A 20244-nucleotide genomic window follows, 5' to 3' on the forward strand; every position below is an offset into this window, starting at 1 on the left:
CGGCGCATGCAATCAAGGCAGTGTCGCACGACCTCCAGATGAGGCGTTGCCTTATGACATCCAGAAGAAGGAGCGAGCCATGGCATGGCGGATTGGCGTGGATTCCGGTGGTACTTTTACCGACGTTTGTCTGTTTGAGGATGAGACGGGCGAGGTGGTGATCTGGAAGGTTTCATCGACACCGGATGACCCTTCGCGCGGGATCACGCAGGGTGTGGCCGATGGCATCGAGCGCGTGGGCATCAAGGCCGAGGACGTTTCTTATGTCGGTCACGGTACAACGGTTGCCACAAACGCGCTCATTCAGGGTCGTGGCGCAAAAACAGGGCTTCTGACGACCGGTGGTTTCCGCGATCTGCTGGAAATCGGCCGTCAGAAACGCCCGGACCTCTATGATCTCCAGGCAGATAAGCCTGAACTTCTGGTCGAGCGTCACCTGCGCTTCGGTATTGAAGAGCGTGTTTTGGCCACTGGCACTGTTGAAACACCACTGGACGAGACTGCATTGCGCGAAGCGGTGCGGGCTCTGAAGGCCGATGGCGTAAAGGCGGTCGCAGTCAATTTTCTGTATTCTTTCATGCACACCGAGCATGAGAAGATCGCGGCCCGCATTCTGGAAGATGAGTTTCCTGAAGCCTTCCATTCGCTGTCACACCGTATCGCGCCGGAATTCCGTGAGTTCGAGCGATTGTCGACCACGGTCGTCAATGCCTATCTTGGCCCCGTCATGCAGGGTTATGTGAAAGCGCTGTCCGGCAAGCTCACCGATCTCGGCATCACGGTTGCGCCGCAGCTCACCCAGTCGAATGGCGGCGTTATCGGCTTTGATGCTGCTGCCGAAATGCCGGTACGCACGGTTCTGTCCGGTCCCTCGACCGGTGTTGTCGCTGCCCAGGCGGTTGGTCGGATGACCGGCATCGACAACCTCATCACGTTTGACATGGGCGGTACCAGCTCTGACGTTGCACTGCTTGCTGATGGTCAGTGCCGAGTGGTGAACGAGTCGGTGGTCCACGGTTATCCGATCAAGGCTCCGATGCTCGATATACACACGGTCGGGGCCGGTGGTGGCTCGATCGCCTATATCGATTCCGGCAATCACCTGAAAGTCGGTCCACGTTCTGCAGGCGCCAATCCTGGTCCGGCCTGCTACGGCCTTGGCAATGACGAGCCGACGGTCACTGACGCCAATGTCGTACTTCAGACACAGAACCCGGAATATCTGCTCAACGGCCGAATGAAGATTGACCGTTCGCTGTCGGTAAAGGCCGTCGAGCGGCTTGCGGAAAAGCTCGATATGGGCGTTCTGGAAACCGCGAACGGCATTCTCGACATCGTGACGGCCAACATGGCCAAGGCCATTCGCGTGATTTCCGTCCAGCGTGGCCATGATCCGCGTGACTACGCGCTGGTCGCCTTCGGCGGAGCGGGTCCGGTGCATGCCGTGCGGCTGGCCCGTGAGCTGGGCATGAAGCGCATCGTCGTGCCGAAGACGCCGGGCGTCTTATGCGCTCTTGGCCTTTTGATGACGGATCTGAGAACGGACTTCTCTGCGACTGTCCTGCATCGCCTCGACCAGGTGGCGTCGGAAACGATCTCCACGCTTTATGATGGCCTTTCAGCTCAAGCCAATGCCTGGTTCGAGCGTGAGAAAATCGCACCAGCCGCCCGCGTTGTCACCCGCACTGTCGATTGCCGCTACGCCGGCCAGAATTACGAGATCGCAGTCGCCTTGCCGGAAGGACCGATCACCGAGGAAACCTTCCGCCTTGTTAAGGAGCGTTTCGAGCAGGCGCATCGCCAGCTCTATGGCTTCATCGCCGAAGGCGAGCCGGTGCAGCTTGTTACCTATCGTTTGGTCGCAAGCGGCGTCGTCGAAAAAGCAGCGTTCAAGGCCCGCGAGATGGAGGGCGAGGATTCCTCTGCTGCGATCTCCGGCAAGCGTGATGTTTGGATGGCCGAAGCCGGCGGTTTTACTGCGGCGACGCTCTATAACCGCGATCTGCTGAAACCCGGTAACGTCGTCGCCGGTCCTGCCATTATCGACCAGATGGATTCGACCACGGTTCTGCCGCCTGGATATGTCGCCACGGTCGATGCCTATCTCAACCTCATCGTGGAGGGAAAATGATGACGAATGCAGCCATCGCACAGAACACTGCTGCAGCACTCAATCCGATAACTGTCGAGGTCATCGGCAGCGCATTTGCCTCCACCGTCGAGGAAATGGGAGAGGCGCTCGTTCGTGCCAGCTATTCCACCAATATCAAGGAACGCCGCGATTGCTCGACGGCACTGTTCGACGCCAGGGGGGCAATGCTTTGCCAGGCCGAACATATCCCGATGCATCTCGGCTCGTTTATCGGCTTTATTCCCTATATTCTGGAGCATGTGGGCGCGGATAGTCTAACGCCCGGCGACGTGTTTATCGGCAACGACGCCTATGAGGGTGGCGGCACCCATCTTCCGGATATCGTTCTGGCGGAGCCGATTTTCCAGGACGGCAAGTTGATCGCCTGGGCGATCAATACAGCGCATCATTCCGACTTCGCAGATCGCGGCCATGCCCACATATATCAGGAAGGCCTGCGCATTCCCCCGGTTCGCCTCTATCGAAAGGGCATTCTTCAGGAAGACATCCAGAAGCTGTTTCTCCTGAACTGCCAGGTGCCGCATGAGCGAATGTCGGACCTGCGCGCCCAGATGGCAGCGAACCGCCTTGGCGTGACGCGCCTCAAGGAACTCTGCGACAAGTATTCCACCGGAACGGTTCTCGCTGCTGGTCGCGAACTGATGGACTATGCCGAACGCAAGATGCGCGCCGGCATCGCTTCCATTCCGGATGGCACCTACAGCTTTTCGGATATGTTCGATGCGGAATCGCTGCGGGACGAGCTCGAATTTTCGGTGACAATTACAGTCAAGGGTGACGAGATGCATCTTGATTTCGTCAGCCCGCCGCAGGTTCGCGCGGGTCTGAACGTGGTCTATACCGCGCTCCTTTCCACAGTCTATTATGCGGTGAAGACCGTTGTTGATCCAACCGTCCTGCCGAATGCCGGTCTGGCCCGGCCCATCCATGTGACGGCGAAAAAGGGCACATTGCTCAATTGCGCTCACCCGGCCGCAGTCGATGGCCGCATTGCCGCATGCCAGCGTGTGGTCGATCTCATCCATGGCGCACTCGCGAAGGTGGTTCCGCACCGCGTGACCGCTGCCTGCAACGGATCTGTCGCGGTTGCGAGCTTCTCTGGTACACGCGCGGACGGCAGCCTCTGGGTCTATCTCGAAACTATCGGCGGCGGCTTCGGGGCTCGGCATAACAAGGATGGTCTGGACGGCGTGCATGTCCACATGACAAATACGTCCAACCTGCCACTGGAATCGCTTGAAACCGAATATCCGCTAACGCTGGTTGCCTATGAATTGGTCGACGGTTCCGGTGGTGGCGGACAGTTCAGGGGTGGCATGGGTCTTCGCCGCGTATATCGCGCAGAAGCAGATTGCCGGGTCTCCATCGGTGGCTCCCGCTTCGTCTCGCGCCCCTGGGGTCTGGATGGTGGCCTTGCAGGTGGTCTTGGCTCCTTTACCATTCTCGGTGCGCCCGAGCGGCTGGTGAATGGTGCCGGCGACATCTTCAAGGGTGATATTCTCGAGATCGTAACGCCCGGTGCCGGCGGCTATGGCGAGCCCTCCATGCGCGACCCGGCATCCATTGCAGCCGACGTCCGTGACGGACGCATTTCCTCCGAAGCGGCCAAATCCGTTTACGGGCTCTGATTTCCCAAGCTGGCCCGGTTTCCCTCCATAGGGAGCCGGGTCTTTTTTGGGCGAGCGGCTTGAGGTTCCAATTTTTTAACCCGCTTGACTACCCATGCCATATTGCCTAATCCAGTTCCAATTATCGGATTTTAATGAATGATATATTCACCGAAACCCAGGGGACAGCATGGCAAAGCAATCGTCCAGCAATGTCGAACGCGGTGCGGAAATTCTTCTGGCGCTAGGCAATGCGGGTGTCGGCGGCATGAGCCTTGCTGAAATCGCAGATGGGATCGGTGATGCTAAATCGGCGGTGCATCGGGCTCTGACGGGACTGTCTCATTACGGTTTTGTTGAGCAGAGCGGTCGGCGCGGCAACTACAGGCTGGGTAGCGCGATTTATGCGCTGGCGCAGCGCGTGCCAGGTATTGGTGATCTGGTCGATCTTTTCCGTCCGGCGCTTATTTCCATCACCGCCGGCACAAACATATCAAGTTTTCTCATGGCGCGGTCGGGTTTCGAATCCGTTTGCCTCGATTTCCAGCTCAGCGCGGCGCCGGTCCAACCCTTGCTTTCGGGCGTGGGCGGGCGTCTGCCGCTCGGTATCGGCCATGCCGGGGTTTGCATGATGGCGCGGCTGGACAGGGAATCCCGCGAACGCATCCTCGAAATCAACGCCCCACATTACGAACAATGGCTGATCGAAACGGATACCATCCGCGCCGAGATCGAGATGTTCCTCGAAAAAGGCTATGTGATCGGCACGCGCAAGGCGGCGGGGTACGAGGTCTGGACGCTTTCCTTTGCGCCCGCGCCCGGTGACAATCGTTATGGCGAAACCGGGGTTTCTCTGCTTGCGCTTGCCAACAGCGTTTCGGATGACGAGGCACAGCGCTGCGTCGCGCTGATGTCTGACGCACTGCCCTACAAGTGGTCCGGCCTCAACGCGTAACGCCGGATCATTTCCTGGATATGGGCAAGGCGCGCGCTGCGCGCCGGTTCAGCAAGAACGTCCCGCCCGAAGGTAAAGCGGATGGTGTGTGCCGTGGAGACCGTGGCCCAGCACAGATTCGAGATTGACAGCCATAACTCGACAGGGTCCAACCGAGGGCGAAACACGCCAGCTGTGACGCCACGCTCCAGAATGCCCGCCACCATCCGGGAAATATTCCCCGCATATACCGTTTCGGGCTCCGATTCGCGGATGTTCTCGCCACCGTGCAGGTTCTCAATGCCGACAAGCGTCAGGAAGCCCTGATTGTTCCGGTAGTAGTCAAAGGTGAACTCCACAAGCCGGTCGAGCGCAGCAACCGGATCCGAAGGCATCGCCAGCGATTCCTCTGCATCGCGCATCGCCCGGTAAGCGTCTTCCAGCACATGCCGGAACAACACTTCCTTGCGGGAAAAATGCCGATAGACAAGTGCCTTGTTAACGCCAGCCGAATGGGCGATAGCCTCGATATTTGCACCTTCCAGACCGTGGGCAACGAATTCGCCTGCCGCAGCCACAAGAATGGCCTTGCGGGTGCGCGAAGTGCGCGCCGCGTGTGATCCTGGCGGCTTTTCCTTCACCTTTGTTGCCTGCGGCCTGTCGTTCATTCATGTCGTCCTTCCGTGGCCGGTGAATATCATCTTTGCCTCGTCTTGTCCTCTCTTCGGCAGGGAACGAATTTTGCAGCGTTGTCGCCAACACCTCTTTACAGCTACCGTTGCTTCTGTTTTTGTAACGACAACGTTACTGTTACACAAGAGGCAGTTATGACCCCGCATATACGTGTCGCATCCGACGTCGGCGGAACTTTCACCGACAGCATTGCCTATGACGAGACGACGAGAAAAATTACGGTCTCGAAGGTATCGACCACGCCGGTCAACCGTGCGCTCGGCACGGTTGAAGGCCTGCGCACGGCCCTGGGCCTGCAGGGCGCGAGCGGTGCGGATGTTGCGTATGTCGGCCATGGCATGACAACGGCAACCAATGCCGTGATCCAGCGCAATGGCGCAAAGACGGCATTTCTCACCAATCACGGCTTTCGCGATCTCCTTGAAATCGGCCGCCAGAACCGACCGACGCTGTTCGATCTGACCAGGGTGAAGCCTGAACCGTTGGTGCCGCGCGAACTTTGTTTTACGGCGCGGTGCCGTATTCTGCCGACAGGTGAGGAGTTGCAGCCGCTCGACGAGGCCGATGTGCGCGCGGCTGGTGAAGCGATGAAGGCGGCTGGCGTCGAGGCCGTCGCCATCCTTTTTCTCCACTCTTACGCCAATCCCTCCCATGAGTTGCGGGCGCGCGATATTCTGACTGAAGTCCTCCCAGATGTGGCAATTTCCGCTTCGGTCGAGGTGAATGCTGAATTCCGCGAATACGAGCGCGGCTCGACGGCGGTGCTCAATGCCTATCTTCGTCCGGTCATGGACCGTTATCTGTCTTCGCTCTCCGGTATGTTGCAGGATGAGAAGGAAGGGCTGGGCCTTGGCCGCGACCGTCCGGTTATGGTGATGGATGCGGCCGGTGGACTGATGAGCCTCGAAGGAGCGCGCCTCAAGCCCGTCCATACCGTTCTATCCGGCCCCGCCGGTGGGGTGGTCGCCAGCGCGCATGTGGCTATGCTGGCAGGTATTCCCGATATCATCACCATGGATATTGGTGGAACGTCCACGGATATCAGTCTCATCCGGGCTGGACGGCCGGAAATTACCCGTTCGGCCAGTCTCGAAACCGTGCCGATCCGCCTGCCGGTTATCGATATCAATGCTATCGGTGCGGGCGGTGGTTCCATTGCCTGGATTGATGACGGTGGGGCGTTGCGTGCGGGGCCGATGAGCGCCGAGGCGGTGCCGGGTCCCGTTTGCTATCGTCGCGGTGGAACGTTGCCGACAGTCACCGATGCCAATCTTGTGCTGGGGCGGTTCTCGCCGCAATCGCGTCTGGGCGGTTCGATGACACTTGATCTGGATGGGGCCCATAAAGCCATCAACGATGTCATTGCCCAACCACTTGGTCTTGATGTCTATGAGGCGGCGGCAGGAATATTGCGCGTAGCCCATGCCAACATTGTTAGGGGCATCCGCGTTGTTTCCGTGGAACGTGGTTATGATCCACGTGATTTTGCGCTTGTGCCATTCGGCGGTGCGGGACCGATGCATGGCAGCCCCGTAGCCCGCGAACTCAAGATGCCGCGTGTAATGGTGCCGCCGACCCCTGGCATTCTCTGTGCGCTGGGACAGCTGATTTCAGACCTGCGCCACGATTTCGTCGAAACACACGTCGTCCCCTATGCCGCCAATGGCGAAGCTGAAGCGGCTTTGCGCATCATGCGCCTGACTGACCGCGCCGACGGCCATCTCGATCATGATGGCGTCGCGCCGGACCGGCGCGACGTGGAAATACGCATCGACATGCGCTATCAGGGCCAGTCGTTTGAACTGTCAGTGACGGTGAATCCCGGCGAACCCTGTTGGTGGGCCGACCTTCCTCGCCGGTTTCACGCCGCGCACCGGGCCCGCTTCGGTCATGCTGACGAAAACGCCGCAATCGAGATCGCTGGCTTCGGCGTCACAGGTATCGGCCGCATCAAAACGCCGGTGCTTCCCGAACTCGACGACGGAGGCCCTGTGCCCGAGGGCGATGCCCGGACCGGCGAACGCCCGGTCTATTACGAGCCTGGCGATACCGGCGCGCGTGGCGCCTTCCATAGGGCGGCGGTCTACGCCCGGGAAAAGCTCAAGGCTGGCAACATGATATTCGGCCCCGCCATTATCGAGGAAGTTTCTTCGACCACCGTTCTTTATCCTGCCGACCGTCTCACGGTTCATAAATCAGGCAGTCTGATCGTTGAGGTAGCAGAATGACCATGTTTGATCCGATCCGTCTCGAAGTTTTGCGAAATGCCCTGGAAGCAACCGCGCAGGAAATGGGCGTCGTGCTGAAATGCACTGCCTTTTCGCCCAACATTAAAGAACGCATGGACGCATCCTGCGCAATCTTCAACGCGAATGCGGAGCTGGTCGCGCAGGCAGAGCACGTACCGGTGCATCTTGGTTCCATGCTGAGGGCCGTTGCGCCGACACTTGCACAGTTGCCACCGCTCAAGGAAGGCGATGTCGTCATCGTCAACGACCCTTTCGTTGCCGGCGCGCATCTGCCCGACATCACGTTGATAGCTCCCGTTTTCGCCGCAGGTGAACTCGTTGCGCACGTGGCAAGCCGCGCGCACCATTCGGATGTCGGAGGCATGGAGCCCGGTTCGATGCCCGGCAGCTCAACAGAGATTTTCCAGGAGGGACTGATCATTCCGCCAGTCCTACTTTACGACGGAGGTGCGGAACAGGCCGGTATCATGCGCATGGTGCTTGCCAATGTGCGCACGCCGGAAGAGAGGCGCGGTGATCTCAATGCCCAGTTGGCGGCTCTCAGAATCGGGGAGACCCGCCTGCAGGAAATGGTGGGGCGTTTCGGTGTCGATGGGCTGAAACAGGGCCTGTCGGCCATTCTTGACTATTCCGAGCGGCGCATGCTGAAGCGCCTCGCTGAGTTGCCGCCCGGCCGCTACGAGGCCGAAGACTGGCTGGATGACGATGGATCAAGCCCGGAGAAAGTCCTGATCAGGGTTGCCGTCGATGTTGCGCCCGACCGTCTGGTATTCGATTTTGCAGGAACCGCGCCGCAGCGGCGTGGCAATGTCAATGCGGTCAAGCCGATGACCCATTCGGCGGTGTTCTACGCCATCAAGATACTGACCGACGCAACACTTCCGCCAAATGCCGGCGTGTTGCGTCCAGTCGAAATTCACATTCCGCAGGGCTGTTTCCTCGATGCCCAGCCGCCGGCCGCCGTCTGCGCGGGCAATACTGAAACCACGCAACGCGTGGCAGACACGGTACTGCGCGCCTTTGCGCTTATCGCGCCCGATCGCATCGCTGCCGCCAGTCAGGGGACGATGAACCTGATCGGCATTGGTGGACGTGATCCCCGAAGCGGAAGGCCCTATACCTATATCGAAACGATTGGCGGGGGGCAGGGCGGCCGTCCCTATGGTGCAGGCATGCATGGCGTGCACGCCAATATGTCGAACACGCTCAACACCCCGATCGAGGCGCTTGAAATCAGCTATCCGCTGCGTATCGAACGTTACGAGCTGCGCCAGGGATCGGGCGGGACGGGGCACCATGCCGGCGGCGAAGGCCTGATACGCGCCATTACAGCGGTGGATCACGAGGCGCGTGTTTCACTTCAATCCGACCGTCGGATCACTGGTCCTTACGGTCTGCATGGCGGTGACGCCGGCGCGACGGGACAAAACTCGGTCATCGATGCGGCCGGCGTTGCGACACCCCTAGCCGGCAAAGGCTCGGTAACGCTTTCGTCTGGAGAAACGGTCGTCGTGGAAACGCCCGGCGGCGGTGGCTGGGGGAGGGTTCGGGTTTAGATCGAATAGAGACGCTACAGTCTCCCGCATACCTTGGACATCTGCGATCTTCTGCGGCACGCCATTGCGCCGAAACGACAATTTCAAGTCGGTTCAGCCACCGGCTGAGGAACGAAAGGGGGGCGCAGACGCGACTACCACCTTTTTATCCGCAATCCGCTGCCGCTATCTTACCGGCACGCGGCCGGTGCCAGTCGCTTCCATTGATGGAGGTTCGGAATCTGGTACGACTGATAATGTGTGTTTGAGACATTTAAGTGCGAAACAGGATCGGGAGTGGCGTACACCCTCGATCTTGTAGAGCTTCCGGCGCAGAAACTGCTCGTAGCCTGCGGTTCCTGCCACCGCCACCTTGATGAGATAATCATACTCACCTGTCGTCAGATAGGCTTCCAGCACCTCCGGAAGAGCGGCCATCGCTTCCCCGAAGCGTTCCAGAACCTCGTCGTCGTGGCGCTCCAGCATCACCTCGATGATAACAGTTTCGCTCAGTCCAAGCTTGGCCTGATCGAGAATGGCGGTATAGCCGCGAATGACCCCTTCGTCTTCCAGCCGCTTGACACGCTGCCAGCAGGGACTGGGCGACAACCCCACCTTTTCCGAAAGCTCCGCATTGCTCAACCTGCCGTTCTCCAGCAGGGTGCGCAATATCTTGCGGTCAATTCTGTCCAGCGGTTTCGTCATCCCCTGTCTCCACACAATACGTTGCAAAAAACCTGCCGTCACTGCGGCAGACTGCGAAAGAAATGTTTTCAGACGGGCGGTTTGGCGCTGGCATTCGAAAGCACCTTCCGCTGATTTTTAAGTACCGTACTGCAAGGTACAGGCAGCAGGGAGGAGCAGGCGTGGCACCCGTAGAACAACATCATTTTCCAAGGCCTAGAACGTTGATCCACCCCGGCATTTCCTCGCCCGTGCGCATCAACAGCCTGCACTCGCCATCCGCGCGCCACGTGCGGCTGTTCATCGCGGCGGGCCGCAGTCTTTATGATGGAATCGTGCAGCCGCTTTTTGAAAACGGCATTGAGAATGCCTCGCTCACCATTCTTGGCGGCTATTTCGACATATTGTCCTATTGCGTCGCTCCGCCCGACCCTTCCGGCAAGGCGGTCATTGCCTATACGAAACCGATCGACGCCGGTGCGGCCTGGCTTGTGTTCGGCAATGCTACGCTCGGGCGCAGCATGAAGGGCGAGCCGATCGTCCATTGCCATGCCGCCATGCGCACCGCGGCGGGTGTGGTCAAGGGCGGCCATCTGCTGACTGAATCCTGTATTGTTGGCGAGAGCGGCGTTTCCGCCCTGGTGACGTCACTCGACAGTTTCGTGCTGCAGCAGTCCTTCGACCCCGAAACCAACATTCCCCTTCTTCAACCCAGGAACCGTTCGGAGCGCGCCGATGAACACGCATAACACTGTCGAAATCGGATCCATGGGGCGTGTGGCCTATGCCCGCATCGCACCCAATGAAGACCTTGTTCTCGGTGTCGAAAAGCTGTGTCTTGCCGAAGGTTTCAGAAATGCCTTTGTGCGCGGCGCGCTGGGTAGTCTTGTCGATGCCTGTCTCGGCACCCGAAGCGGCGCGTTCTTGCAGATACGCGGTCCCGCTGTGGAAATCGTCTCCATTGCCGGCGAAGTGCGTGCCCAGCCGGACGGCTCGCTGCGCGCCTCGCTGACCGGTGTCGTCGCCGATACCGAAGGCTCGGTTTATGGCGGTCCCTTTATCGCCGGAGCTAACCCGGTTTGCATGACTTTTGAAGTGACGCTGGAAGAGTGGTTGCCTGCGGAAAAGCCGCAGGCGGCGTGAGTTGTCGTCAGGCGGGCCGGTGAGTTGCTCAGCGCAACTCATGCGGCGCGCCCCTGTCTTTCGGTCAGAAGTAGCTCGAAAGTAACGCAGACCGGGTTCTTGCCGCGCACCAGCCGCCCGCCGCTGATATGTGTGGTGAGGTCCACCATCGCAATATCCAGCATTGCTTGTCGGTCTCCCGACGCGGCCGTGGCGATACGGCCGTTTCTTATGAGGATTTCGCTCGCGTAGGCAGTGAGGCTTGTTCCGTCTTCATAATCCGCACCGACCAGGCTGCCAATTCCATTGACTTCGGCTTCTCGCAGGCCAAACTGGGTAGAGACCTCTTCGAGTGCCGTGCATATATCGGTATTGGGGCGCACTGTGCATAAAAGTGCCCGAAGACCCGAACCCTTCTGGCGGCGCTGCTGCGCGATGGGTGTGAAAAGGGGGAAATTGGTTTCCTCATCCTTTTGCACATCGAGGATCGCTCCATCCAGCGCCAGAGCTTCAAGCGGTGTTTCTACAGCAAATTCGGTCTCTAAAGGCAGCAGATGCCCCATGGAGACAACGCCGTCGGCACTCTTCCATGAACCATGGCAATGCAGAAACGGCGCGCTATCACGCCGGCCCATATGCAGGCCGGCATCGATGATTGTGCCACCCGGCATGGAAAAGGTTTCGCTATACCATGCGGCATGTGCGTCATCCGGTGCGGCTGCCGGCATGACATAATGCAGCCGTTTCATCGGTACGTTCTTCAGTCTGACGTAACCACCTTCGAACCCCAACTCCGCGAAGGCATTAGCAATCGCTTCATTGGCGCTTACGCCGGGCCGGACCGTCAGAGTAACAGGATAGGCATGGCAGCCGACGGCGCGAAAGCGTTCAGGCGTTATCGGTCCGGGATGGACGATGTGGCGGGGAAGCTCTTGCGTGCCTGTCTCCGTCATACCGCAAGCCCCGCGGTAATGAAGCCCCCATCCACGGCGAGCACCTGTCCGTTGATGTAGCTTGCGTCATCCGACACGAGGAAAGCCACGGCAGAGGCGATCTCGTCCGTCCTGCCATAGCGATGCATCGGAACGCGGCTATGCCATTGGTCGCGAACATTTTCAGTATGAACCGCCTGGGTGAGGGGGGTATCGACCGGACCGGGAGCAATTGCATTGACACGAATGCCCGATTGCCCCAGCTCGTTTGCCATTACCATCGTCAGAAGATTGACGCCGCCTTTCGAAGCGCCATAGGCGCTGCGGCCACGATTTCCACACATGCCGGAAACAGAGCTGATATTCACGATCGAGCCGGCAATATCGCGCTCCAGCCAGTAACGTGCGGCAGTGCGCGCTACTGCGAAGCTGCCGACGAGATTGACATCAACGATACGGCGAAATTCTTCGACGCTTGTGTCGACGGACAGCTTGTCGATACCGATGCCGGCGCTGTTGACGACGGCGACCAGATCAACCGCATGATCGGCACCGTTAGCCGTCAAGGCGGCGAATGCCCTCTCTATCGATGCCTCGTCCGCAACATTGCAGACGATGCCGCGCGAGAGATCGATACCGAGCTTTTCGCAGGCTATATCCAGCGCCTCGCGCTTGAGATCCAGCAACCATGGTTGCCAGCCGCGCGCCATCAGGAGCTGTGCAGTGGAGAAACCGATGCCGGATGCGCCGCCGGTGATCGCGACGGCCCCTTTTGTCCCTGTTTTCTCTTGTGTCATACCGTCTCCTCCCGATTGAATGTCACGCCTGTCAGCCTGTCCGCTTTTCTTCGAAAGCCGGCATCTGACCGCGTTTCTCCAGTTCCTCGCGGATCATTTTCTTGGTGATCTTGCCGTAGGCGGATTTCGGCATGGCATCCCAGAACACCACTGATTTCGGCAGCTTGTAGCGGGCCATCTTGCCTTCCAGGTAGGCCTTCAGATTGATGGCGGCGATATCCGCGCCCTCGCGGGCCACGCAAACGGCCACACCGACTTCGCCCCACACCGCGTCCGGCACACCCAGAACCGCAGTCTCGCTGATGTCAGGATGCATGAGGATTTTTTCTTCGATTTCACGCGGATAGATGTTCGAGCCGCCGGAAATATACATGTCGGAGGCGCGCCCGGTGATGTAGAGGAAGCCGTTCTCATCGCGATGACCAAGGTCGCCCGTGCGGAACCAGCCATTGCGGAAGGCTTTGGCATTTGCCTCGGGATTATCGTAGTAGCCGGCGAAAACGGCGGGACCAATCACGCAGATTTCGCCGGTTACACCGGCGTCAACTTCCTCGCCCGCATCGTTCTGGATCTGCACTTCCATGCCGGTGCGGTCGAAGCCGCAGGTGCCGATGCGCGTTTCCGGACCGTCCTCGGCGTTATGAAAAGAGGGCGGCAGCACGGTGATGTTCCCGGTGACTTCACCCAGGCCGAAATATTGCACCAGCACCGGGCCGAGCTTTGCAAGCGCACGTTTCTGGTCCGCGCGATACATCGGCGCGCCGGCATAGATGACATAGCGCAGCGAGGAGTGATCGAAACGATCCACAGAGGGGTCTTCAACGAGCATTTTAAGGATGGTCGGTACAGTGAAGGCGTTGGTGATACGCCATTTTTCGATCAGCGCCCAGACGGCGGGCACATCGAGCTTTTCCGCCGCCGGAAGCACTGTTTTCGCGCCATGCGCCACCTGCACCAGCTGGTGAATGCCCGCACCGTGTGAAAGCGGGGCAACGACGATGGAGGCGTCGTCCGGTCCGGTGCCGGGCATCAGATCGCAGAGATGGTTGGTGATGACGAACGCCATCTGGCCATGGGTAAGCACTGCAGCCTTGGGCCGGCCGGTGGTGCCTGAGGTGAAGAAGAACCAACACGGGTCATCCCGATCCACTGCCTGGCTTTTGACTTTGTGCCCCATATGACGGGCCACGATGGCATCGTAATCCTCACCGAACTCAGCCGTACCGATGGCGATGCTGAAATCGATCGTGCTTGCCTCGTGGCTGGCTTTTGCATGATCGGGAAAAGCACTGGCACAAATCATGCCGCGTGCGCCGCTGGCCTTCGCCAGATAGGCAACTTCATCGGGCGATTGACGGTAATTGGTCGGCACCCACACCGCACCCACGCGGAAGCATGCGAACATGGATTCGAACATCTGGTTGTTGTTGGAGGACTGCACAAGAATGCGGTCCCCCTTTCTGACGCCGAATTCAGTCTCCAGCGCATGGGCCATTGCGTCGACGCGGGCTTCCATTTGAGCCCAGCTCCAAGTCTTTTCACCCCAGACGAAACCGATATGGTCCGGGTTGCGGCGTGCCGCCTGCGTCAGGAAATGCGAGAGGTTCATCACCCGCGTGGTGGAGGGCGCAACCCCGCCCGCGGGATGCTGCACGGCACTTTGCATCGTCATTTCACACGCTCCATGATCGAGACGTAATTGGCAACCGCCGTGCCACCCATGTTGAACACGCCAGCCAGGGAGGCATTGGGAATTTGCATGTCGCCTGCCTCTCCCATCAATTGCATCGCCGCCATGACATGCATGGAAACGCCGGTCGCCCCGACGGGGTGACCTTTCGATTTCAATCCACCCGATGGGTTGATTGGCAGGCGTCCGGTCTTGAGCGCCGTTCCATCCTGGACAACGCGATATCCTTCACCGGGATTCGCAAGCCCCATGGCCTCATATTCGATAAGTTCGGCAATGGTGAAGCAGTCGTGCGTTTCAACGAAAGAGAGGTCGTCGAGCGTTGCGCCGGCAAGTTCCAGCGAGCCGGCCCAGGCGCGGCGCGCGCCTTCGAAGGCCAACGGATCGCGACGGCTCAATGCCATGATGTCGTTGACATGCTTGCGGCCCCGGAAGCCGATGGCGCGGTTGAGTGTGGCTGCCGTTTCCTCGTCGGCCAAAATGATCGCGGCAGCGCCATCCGAAATCAGCGAGCAGTCGGTGCGGCGCAGCGGGCCTGCGACGTAGGGGTTCTTGTCCGAAACCGTATTGCAGAAATCGAAGCCGAAATCCTTGCGCATATGGGCATAGGGATTGACCGCGCCATTGGCGTGGTTCTTTGCGGCAATCATCGCCAGCTCTTCCGAGCGGTCGCCATAACGTTGAAAATATGCCTGTGCGATGCGGCCGAACTGGCCGGCAAACCCGCCGGGAATATTGGCCTCCTCCGCACGGTAACAGGCGGAGAGCAGGATTTCGCCCACCTCTGCGGTCGGCAGCGCCGTCATTTTTTCGGCGCCGACAACGAGTGCGATGCGGCCGCGCCCGGCTTCGATGAAATCCATGGCGCTGTAGAGGGCGGCCGATCCTGTTGAGCAGGCATTTTCGAAACGCACTGCCGGCGTATAGGCGAGGCGCTCATCGCCCATCGCTACCAGGGCGCCCTGAAAATCCTGTTTCGAGAAGCCATTGTTCATCACGCCGACGAAAATGCCGTCGATATCGCTGACATCGACGCCCGCATGGTCTATGGCCGGCGCCACGACAGAAGCCATCAGTTGCTCGGTATTTTCAAGGGCCGACTTGCCGAAAGGCGAATGCGCCCAGCCGACGATCTGCGCTTTGCTCATTTGCTCGTTCTCCTCGTTTGCCGTTTCGTGTCGCCTTCACCGCGCGTGCGGGCGCGGCTGGCCATCATTTCTGCGATACGTGTCTCGATGCGGGTTACTTCCTCGCGCAGCAGCGCTGCCAGTTCCGGCTGGCGCTCCGGCCGCATGCGGCTGTCCACAGCGGCAATGCTCAGCGCTCCCGCTACCGCGCCATCAGGCGCGCGGATGGCAACGCCAATACCCCAGGAATTAGAAAGGATCAGGCCGGGGTTGAGCGAATAGCCATTGGCTCTCGTCAGCTCGACATCACGGCGCAGGCCCTCAAGCGTTATGCCGGGATAATTAGCGGCAATCAGCCCGCTATTGGCCGCAATGATACTTTCCACCTCGGCGTCTGGCAGCGCCGCCAGCATGGCGAGCGAACCCGCACCAATACCCAAGGGGTGTTCGAAACCGGCCTGAAGTGCATGGGTGCGCACCGGCCAGGTGCCTTCTTCGCGGTAAAGGCACAGGGCAAATGTATCACGGCGCACGGAAAGGAAGCTCGAATCCTCCGAGCGGCGGGAAATGCGCGTCAGGCCGTCCTGCGCCATTTGAAGAAGGCCAAACCGGCGCGATGACAGGCTGCCCAGCACATAGGTTTCTTCGCCGAGGTAATAACGCCGCGTTTCCTCATCCTGCTCCACAAGGCCGGCACGGATCAGAGCCAGCAGCAGGCGGCGGGCCGTGGGTTTGTTCAGTCCGCTTTCTGTCACGATGACCGAAAGCGCCACGCCGCGTTCCGCGTGCCTCCCGACCATGGAGAGCAGCGCCAGAGCCCGGTCCACCGCGCGCGCGCCCGTCAGATCTTTTTCAACCGGGATCGTTGTTGTTGTTGCCATCTCAGGAAAACGCCCCCACCGCACAGCTTTGCCCGCCATCGACCGGCAAACAGACGCCGGTGATGAACTTAGCCTCATCAGATGCGAGAAAAACGGCGGCGCGGGCAATATCGAAGGCATCGCCCATGCGACCCACCGGGACAGCCGCATTGCGCGCCGCCACCATCTCCTCGACAGACGCATATTGATTGCTGATCTGCTTGTAGATCAGTGGGGTGTCGATCATTCCCGGAAGAATGCAATTGGCGCGAATGCCCTGCCGGGCATATTGCATGGCCAGCGCCACAGTCGCCTGGTTTACAGCTGCCTTCATGGCGTAATAGGCAAAATAGGGATAGCCGGTCCAGCGAATGGAGGCGAGTGACGAGATATTGACGATGGCTCCGCCGCCCTGCGTCAACATCACCGGCAACACAGCCTTGGAGGTGCGATAAACGGAGCCGATATTGAGATCGACCGAGGCGCGAAAGCTTTCCTCATCCAGCTCAACCGGCCCGCCCATATGGGTCACGCCGACATTATTGTGCAGAATATCGATGCCACCAAAGGCCTTGCAGGTGCGGTCAACGGTGGCCGATACGGACTGTAGTTCAGTGACATCGGCGGCAACCGCAATCGCCTCCAAGCCTTCTCCGCGAATAATCTCAGCCGTCTCTTCGGCTGCGTCAGCGGAGAGGTCGACACAGGCTACCCGCGCGCCTTCGCGGGCAAATTGCACGGCCGCAGCCTTGCCGTTGCCAAAACCCGGCCCCGATGATCCTGCGCCAAACACAAGCGCGCGTTTTCCCGTCAGGCGACCTGTCAAAGCAGTCTCCATTCCAATCGTCAGACATAGTCGGGTTGGCCCCGCTACGGGCGGGGCCAGTTATTCAACAGGCCGGTCAGGTCAGGCTTGCACCAACGGCCTTTTCGAGAATGGCCCAGGCTTCATCGCCGTATTTGCCCTTCCACTCGGAATAGAAGCCTGCCTCTTTCAGCGCGGCGCGGAAAAGCGTCGCATCCGTGTCGTTGAAGGTCATGCCCTTGGAAATCAGATCTTCCTTGACCGAGGCATTGAGCTTCGCCACATCGGCGCGTTCATCCTTGCCCGACTGGTTGAGGTTTTTGGCGACGATGGCGCGCAGGTCATCCGGCAAACGCTCCCAGGCGCGCTTGTTGGCCAGGAACCAGAACCCGTCCCACATATGATTGGTGACCGAGCAGAATTTCTGCACTTCGAACAGCTTTGCGGTGGAAATGATCGCCAGCGGATTTTCCTGGCCATCGACCACACCGGTCTGCAGCGCAGTATAGACCTCGGCGAAATTGATCGAGGCAGGGGCAGACTTGAATGCCTTGAACATAGAGGTCCAGAGCGGGCTCACTGGCACGCGGATCTTGAAGCTTTCGAGATCGGCAGGCGTGGCGATGGGCTTGGAAGCGCTGGTGATCTGGCGGAAGCCGTTGTCCCAGATTGTGTCCATGGCAACGAGATTCTGCTTGGCAATTTCGCCACGGACATATTTACCGAGATCGCCATCCATGGCCGCCCATACGGACTCGTAGTTCGGAAAGGCGAAACCGATGCCGCTGATGGAGGCGTTCGGTACCAGCGTCGACAGGATCAGCGGCGAAAGCGTGAAGAATTCAACGCCTCCAGAGCGCACCTGGCTCAAAACGTCTGTGTCGGCACCCAGCTGGCTGCTGGGGAAGATGCTGATATTGACCTGCCCATCGGTCTCTTTGGCGATGCGCTCGGCGGCCTCCTTGGCGCGAATGTTCATCGGGTGCGCTGCAGGCAAATTGTTGGCATATTTATAATTGTATTGGGCAGCGCGGGCGCGCGACACGAAGGCGGTGGCCAGTACGGCGGAACCGGCGCCGGCGAGTATGGTACGTCTGTTGATATTCATTGCTTTCTCCTCCCAAAATAAAGCAGTTATCATTCATCGGCGTGGCGGGCGTAGCCGCCACGGTCTCAGAGCAGAATGGTCGAAAATCCGGGGATTGCTGCAATCAGCAGCAGGCCGATGATCATGGCTGCAAGATAGGGCCAGATGGCACCCATGGCTTCGTCCGGCGACACGTTGCCGATCTTGCAGGCGATGTAAAAGCCGATACCGATGGGCGGCGCCATCAGGCCGATATTCATGGCGACCACCACGACCATCGAATAATGGATGTCATTGATGCCAAGCGTGCGGGCGATCGGGAACATGATCGGCGCGAGCAGAACGATTGCTGGCAGTCCTTCCAGGACGCAGCCCAGGATCATGAAAATCAGGATCGACACGACCATGTAGGTCATCCAGCCGCCCGGAAGATCGGTAATCATCGCGGTCAGCTGGAAAGCAAAGCCGCTCTGCGTCAGCCCCCAGGCCATGGCCGATGCACAGCCGAGGATCAGCAGGATCGCCCCTGAAAGGGCTGCCGTCTCGACCAGCATCGAATAAAGCTTCCTGAGGCTGATGCCGCCATAAAGCACTGCGCCGACGATCATGGCGTAGAGCACGGCAATAGTGGATACTTCGGTTGCCGTGGCGACACCGCCGCCCACCAGGCTGCGGATGAGGAAGGGCAGAACAAGCGCCGGTGCGGCAATCAGGGCTGCCTTGCCGACCTGCGGCCATGGCGTGCGCTTTGCGCCTTCCATGTTTTCATCCCGCGCCTTCCAGCGGGCCAGAACGGCCAGCACCAGAAGCAGTACCATTGCAATCATGAAACCGGAGGTGAAGAGGCCGGCAATAGACACACCTGCCGCCGAACCCAGAACGATCAGCACGATTGAGGGCGGAACCGTATCGGCCATGGCGGCGCCGGTGGCCAGAAGCGCGATCATTTCCTTGGGTTTGTGGCCACGGCGCTTCATTTCCGGAAACAGCGCCGGTGCGACGGTTGCCATATCAGAAACCTTGGAGCCGGAAATGCCGGAGACAAGAAACAGAGAACCGAGCAGAACATAGGACATGCCCGCGCGAATGTGGCCAAACATCGAGGACAGAAGCTCGACAATCGCCTTACCCATACCGGTTGCATCGAGCACGCAGCCGAGTAGCACGAAGACTGGCACTGACAACAGAATGATGCCGGACATGCCCTCATCCATACGTCCGATCATCACAATGGTCGGAACCCAGGTGGTGAAGGTCAGATAGGCGAGGGTTCCAAGGCCGAAGCAGAAGGCAATCGGAACACCCAGCACCAGAAATACCGCAACGAACAGGCCGAGGAAGATCGCCAGATTAAAATTGCCGAGGGATTCCAGCATCGGCGATGCCAGATAGAGCAGGCCTGAGGCAACCGCGACCGTTACAAGGGCCGCAATGATATCGCGCAGATTTTCTCGTCGGAAGAGATTGTTGAGCACCAAAAGCAGCATAAGACAGGCGCCGACCGGCAGCGCCGCAGCGCGAAACGACATCGGAATATTCAGCGCCGCTGACGTGACCACCCACTCCTCGATGGCGTATTCCATGGCGGGCTTGATGATTGCGGCAAGAAATGTAGCCACCAGCACCAGTGCCAGGGAATTGATATAGCCCAGAACACGTTGCGGGAACATGTTAAGAAACAGCGTGAGGCGCAGGTGTTCACTGCGATCGATGGCGATTGCCGCGCCCAGCATGGCAAACCACAGAAAGCACAAGGACGCCGTTTCATCGATCCAGACAATCGGCAGATGCAGGGCATAACGTGACGTCACGCCCAGCAGAAGCAGGCCGATCATCACCGCCAGCAGCACCGCCGCCACGGCCTCGATGGGGCGCATGAACCAGGAGCCTGTTACCTGTCCGGTGTGCAACAGTTCGCCATCGAGTACAAATACGTCGTCATTCGCGTTTGCGGTCATGGTCATCGGGGC

At 59.4% G+C, this 20244-nt stretch carries 17 protein-coding genes; 7 read left to right on the top strand and 10 right to left on the bottom strand.

Annotated features, from left to right (window positions below):
* The first annotated feature begins 79 nt into the window (after nt 1-79).
* The 3 genes from AC5SEO_RS04865 (at nt 80) to AC5SEO_RS04875 (ending at nt 4714) form a co-directional block, all read left to right on the top strand.
* Nucleotides 80-2131, top strand: coding sequence for a hydantoinase/oxoprolinase family protein (locus tag AC5SEO_RS04865; RefSeq protein WP_495363766.1), 2052 nt, complete (start codon nt 80-82; stop codon nt 2129-2131).
* Nucleotides 2128-3780 carry a hydantoinase B/oxoprolinase family protein gene (locus tag AC5SEO_RS04870; RefSeq protein ID WP_495363767.1) on the top strand — a complete coding sequence of 551 codons (1653 nt, stop codon included), beginning with the start codon at nt 2128-2130 and terminating at the stop codon, nt 3778-3780. Before AC5SEO_RS04865 ends, AC5SEO_RS04870 begins: the two co-directional genes overlap by 4 nt.
* A gap of 169 nt (nt 3781-3949) precedes the next feature.
* On the top strand, nt 3950-4714 hold the full coding sequence (locus tag AC5SEO_RS04875; RefSeq protein ID WP_111782664.1) for an IclR family transcriptional regulator: 765 nt from the start codon (nt 3950-3952) through the stop codon (nt 4712-4714).
* Here the strand turns inward: AC5SEO_RS04875 and AC5SEO_RS04880 are convergent.
* Entirely contained in the window at nt 4687-5361 is a 675-nt protein-coding gene (locus AC5SEO_RS04880) for a TetR/AcrR family transcriptional regulator (RefSeq protein WP_003517531.1), read from the bottom strand. The genes AC5SEO_RS04875 and AC5SEO_RS04880 overlap by 28 nt on opposite strands.
* A gap of 159 nt (nt 5362-5520) precedes the next feature.
* Between AC5SEO_RS04880 and AC5SEO_RS04885 the strand changes: the two genes are divergently transcribed.
* Both AC5SEO_RS04885 and AC5SEO_RS04890 read left to right on the top strand, forming a co-directional pair.
* Nucleotides 5521-7614: a hydantoinase/oxoprolinase family protein gene (locus AC5SEO_RS04885; protein WP_495363768.1), complete on the top strand. Its 2094-nt coding sequence runs from the start codon at nt 5521-5523 to the stop codon at nt 7612-7614.
* A gap of 2 nt (nt 7615-7616) precedes the next feature.
* On the top strand, nt 7617-9191 hold the full coding sequence (locus tag AC5SEO_RS04890) for a hydantoinase B/oxoprolinase family protein (protein WP_495363769.1): 1575 nt from the start codon (nt 7617-7619) through the stop codon (nt 9189-9191).
* Nucleotides 9192-9356: 165 nt separating this feature from the next.
* Here the strand turns inward: AC5SEO_RS04890 and AC5SEO_RS04895 are convergent, their stop codons facing one another.
* Nucleotides 9357-9875, bottom strand: coding sequence for an Lrp/AsnC family transcriptional regulator (locus AC5SEO_RS04895; protein WP_174072752.1), 519 nt, complete (start codon nt 9873-9875; stop codon nt 9357-9359).
* A gap of 161 nt (nt 9876-10036) precedes the next feature.
* Between AC5SEO_RS04895 and AC5SEO_RS04900 the strand changes: the two genes are divergently transcribed.
* On the top strand, nt 10037-10603 hold the full coding sequence (locus AC5SEO_RS04900; protein WP_060642750.1) for a PPC domain-containing DNA-binding protein: 567 nt from the start codon (nt 10037-10039) through the stop codon (nt 10601-10603).
* Nucleotides 10590-10997, top strand: coding sequence for a PPC domain-containing DNA-binding protein (locus tag AC5SEO_RS04905; RefSeq protein WP_003508265.1), 408 nt, complete (start codon nt 10590-10592; stop codon nt 10995-10997). Before AC5SEO_RS04900 ends, AC5SEO_RS04905 begins: the two co-directional genes overlap by 14 nt.
* 38 nt (nt 10998-11035) lie before the next feature.
* Here AC5SEO_RS04905 and AC5SEO_RS04910 read toward each other — a convergent pair whose 3' ends face one another.
* The 8 genes from AC5SEO_RS04910 to AC5SEO_RS04945 form a co-directional block, all read right to left on the bottom strand.
* Nucleotides 11036-11929: a PCC domain-containing protein gene (locus AC5SEO_RS04910; protein WP_174072750.1), complete on the bottom strand. Its 894-nt coding sequence runs from the start codon at nt 11927-11929 to the stop codon at nt 11036-11038.
* A complete protein-coding gene (locus tag AC5SEO_RS04915) occupies nt 11926-12705 on the bottom strand; it encodes an SDR family NAD(P)-dependent oxidoreductase (protein ID WP_080866687.1) in 780 nt (259 codons plus the stop codon). Before AC5SEO_RS04915 ends, AC5SEO_RS04910 begins: the two co-directional genes overlap by 4 nt.
* Before the next feature lie 31 nt (nt 12706-12736).
* The gene (locus AC5SEO_RS04920) at nt 12737-14377 is read right to left on the bottom strand and encodes an acyl-CoA synthetase (RefSeq protein WP_495363770.1); all 1641 of its coding nucleotides are present in this window, start codon (nt 14375-14377) and stop codon (nt 12737-12739) included.
* Nucleotides 14374-15543 carry an acetyl-CoA acetyltransferase gene (locus AC5SEO_RS04925; RefSeq protein WP_111789152.1) on the bottom strand — a complete coding sequence of 390 codons (1170 nt, stop codon included), beginning with the start codon at nt 15541-15543 and terminating at the stop codon, nt 14374-14376. The genes AC5SEO_RS04920 and AC5SEO_RS04925 overlap by 4 nt, the downstream gene beginning before the upstream one ends.
* A complete protein-coding gene (locus tag AC5SEO_RS04930) occupies nt 15540-16403 on the bottom strand; it encodes an IclR family transcriptional regulator (protein WP_003508275.1) in 864 nt (287 codons plus the stop codon). Before AC5SEO_RS04930 ends, AC5SEO_RS04925 begins: the two co-directional genes overlap by 4 nt.
* A gap of 1 nt (nt 16404) precedes the next feature.
* Nucleotides 16405-17208 carry an SDR family NAD(P)-dependent oxidoreductase gene (locus AC5SEO_RS04935; protein WP_495363771.1) on the bottom strand — a complete coding sequence of 268 codons (804 nt, stop codon included), beginning with the start codon at nt 17206-17208 and terminating at the stop codon, nt 16405-16407.
* A gap of 76 nt (nt 17209-17284) precedes the next feature.
* Entirely contained in the window at nt 17285-18295 is a 1011-nt protein-coding gene (locus AC5SEO_RS04940; protein WP_003517515.1) for a TRAP transporter substrate-binding protein, read from the bottom strand.
* A 65-nt stretch (nt 18296-18360) separates the two neighbouring features.
* Nucleotides 18361-20238 (bottom strand): TRAP transporter large permease, encoded by a 1878-nt coding sequence (locus AC5SEO_RS04945; RefSeq protein WP_013761236.1) that lies wholly within the window; start codon nt 20236-20238, stop codon nt 18361-18363.
* Nucleotides 20239-20244: the final 6 nt, after the last annotated feature.

It is taken from the genome of Agrobacterium sp. K11 (genome assembly GCF_059429395.1).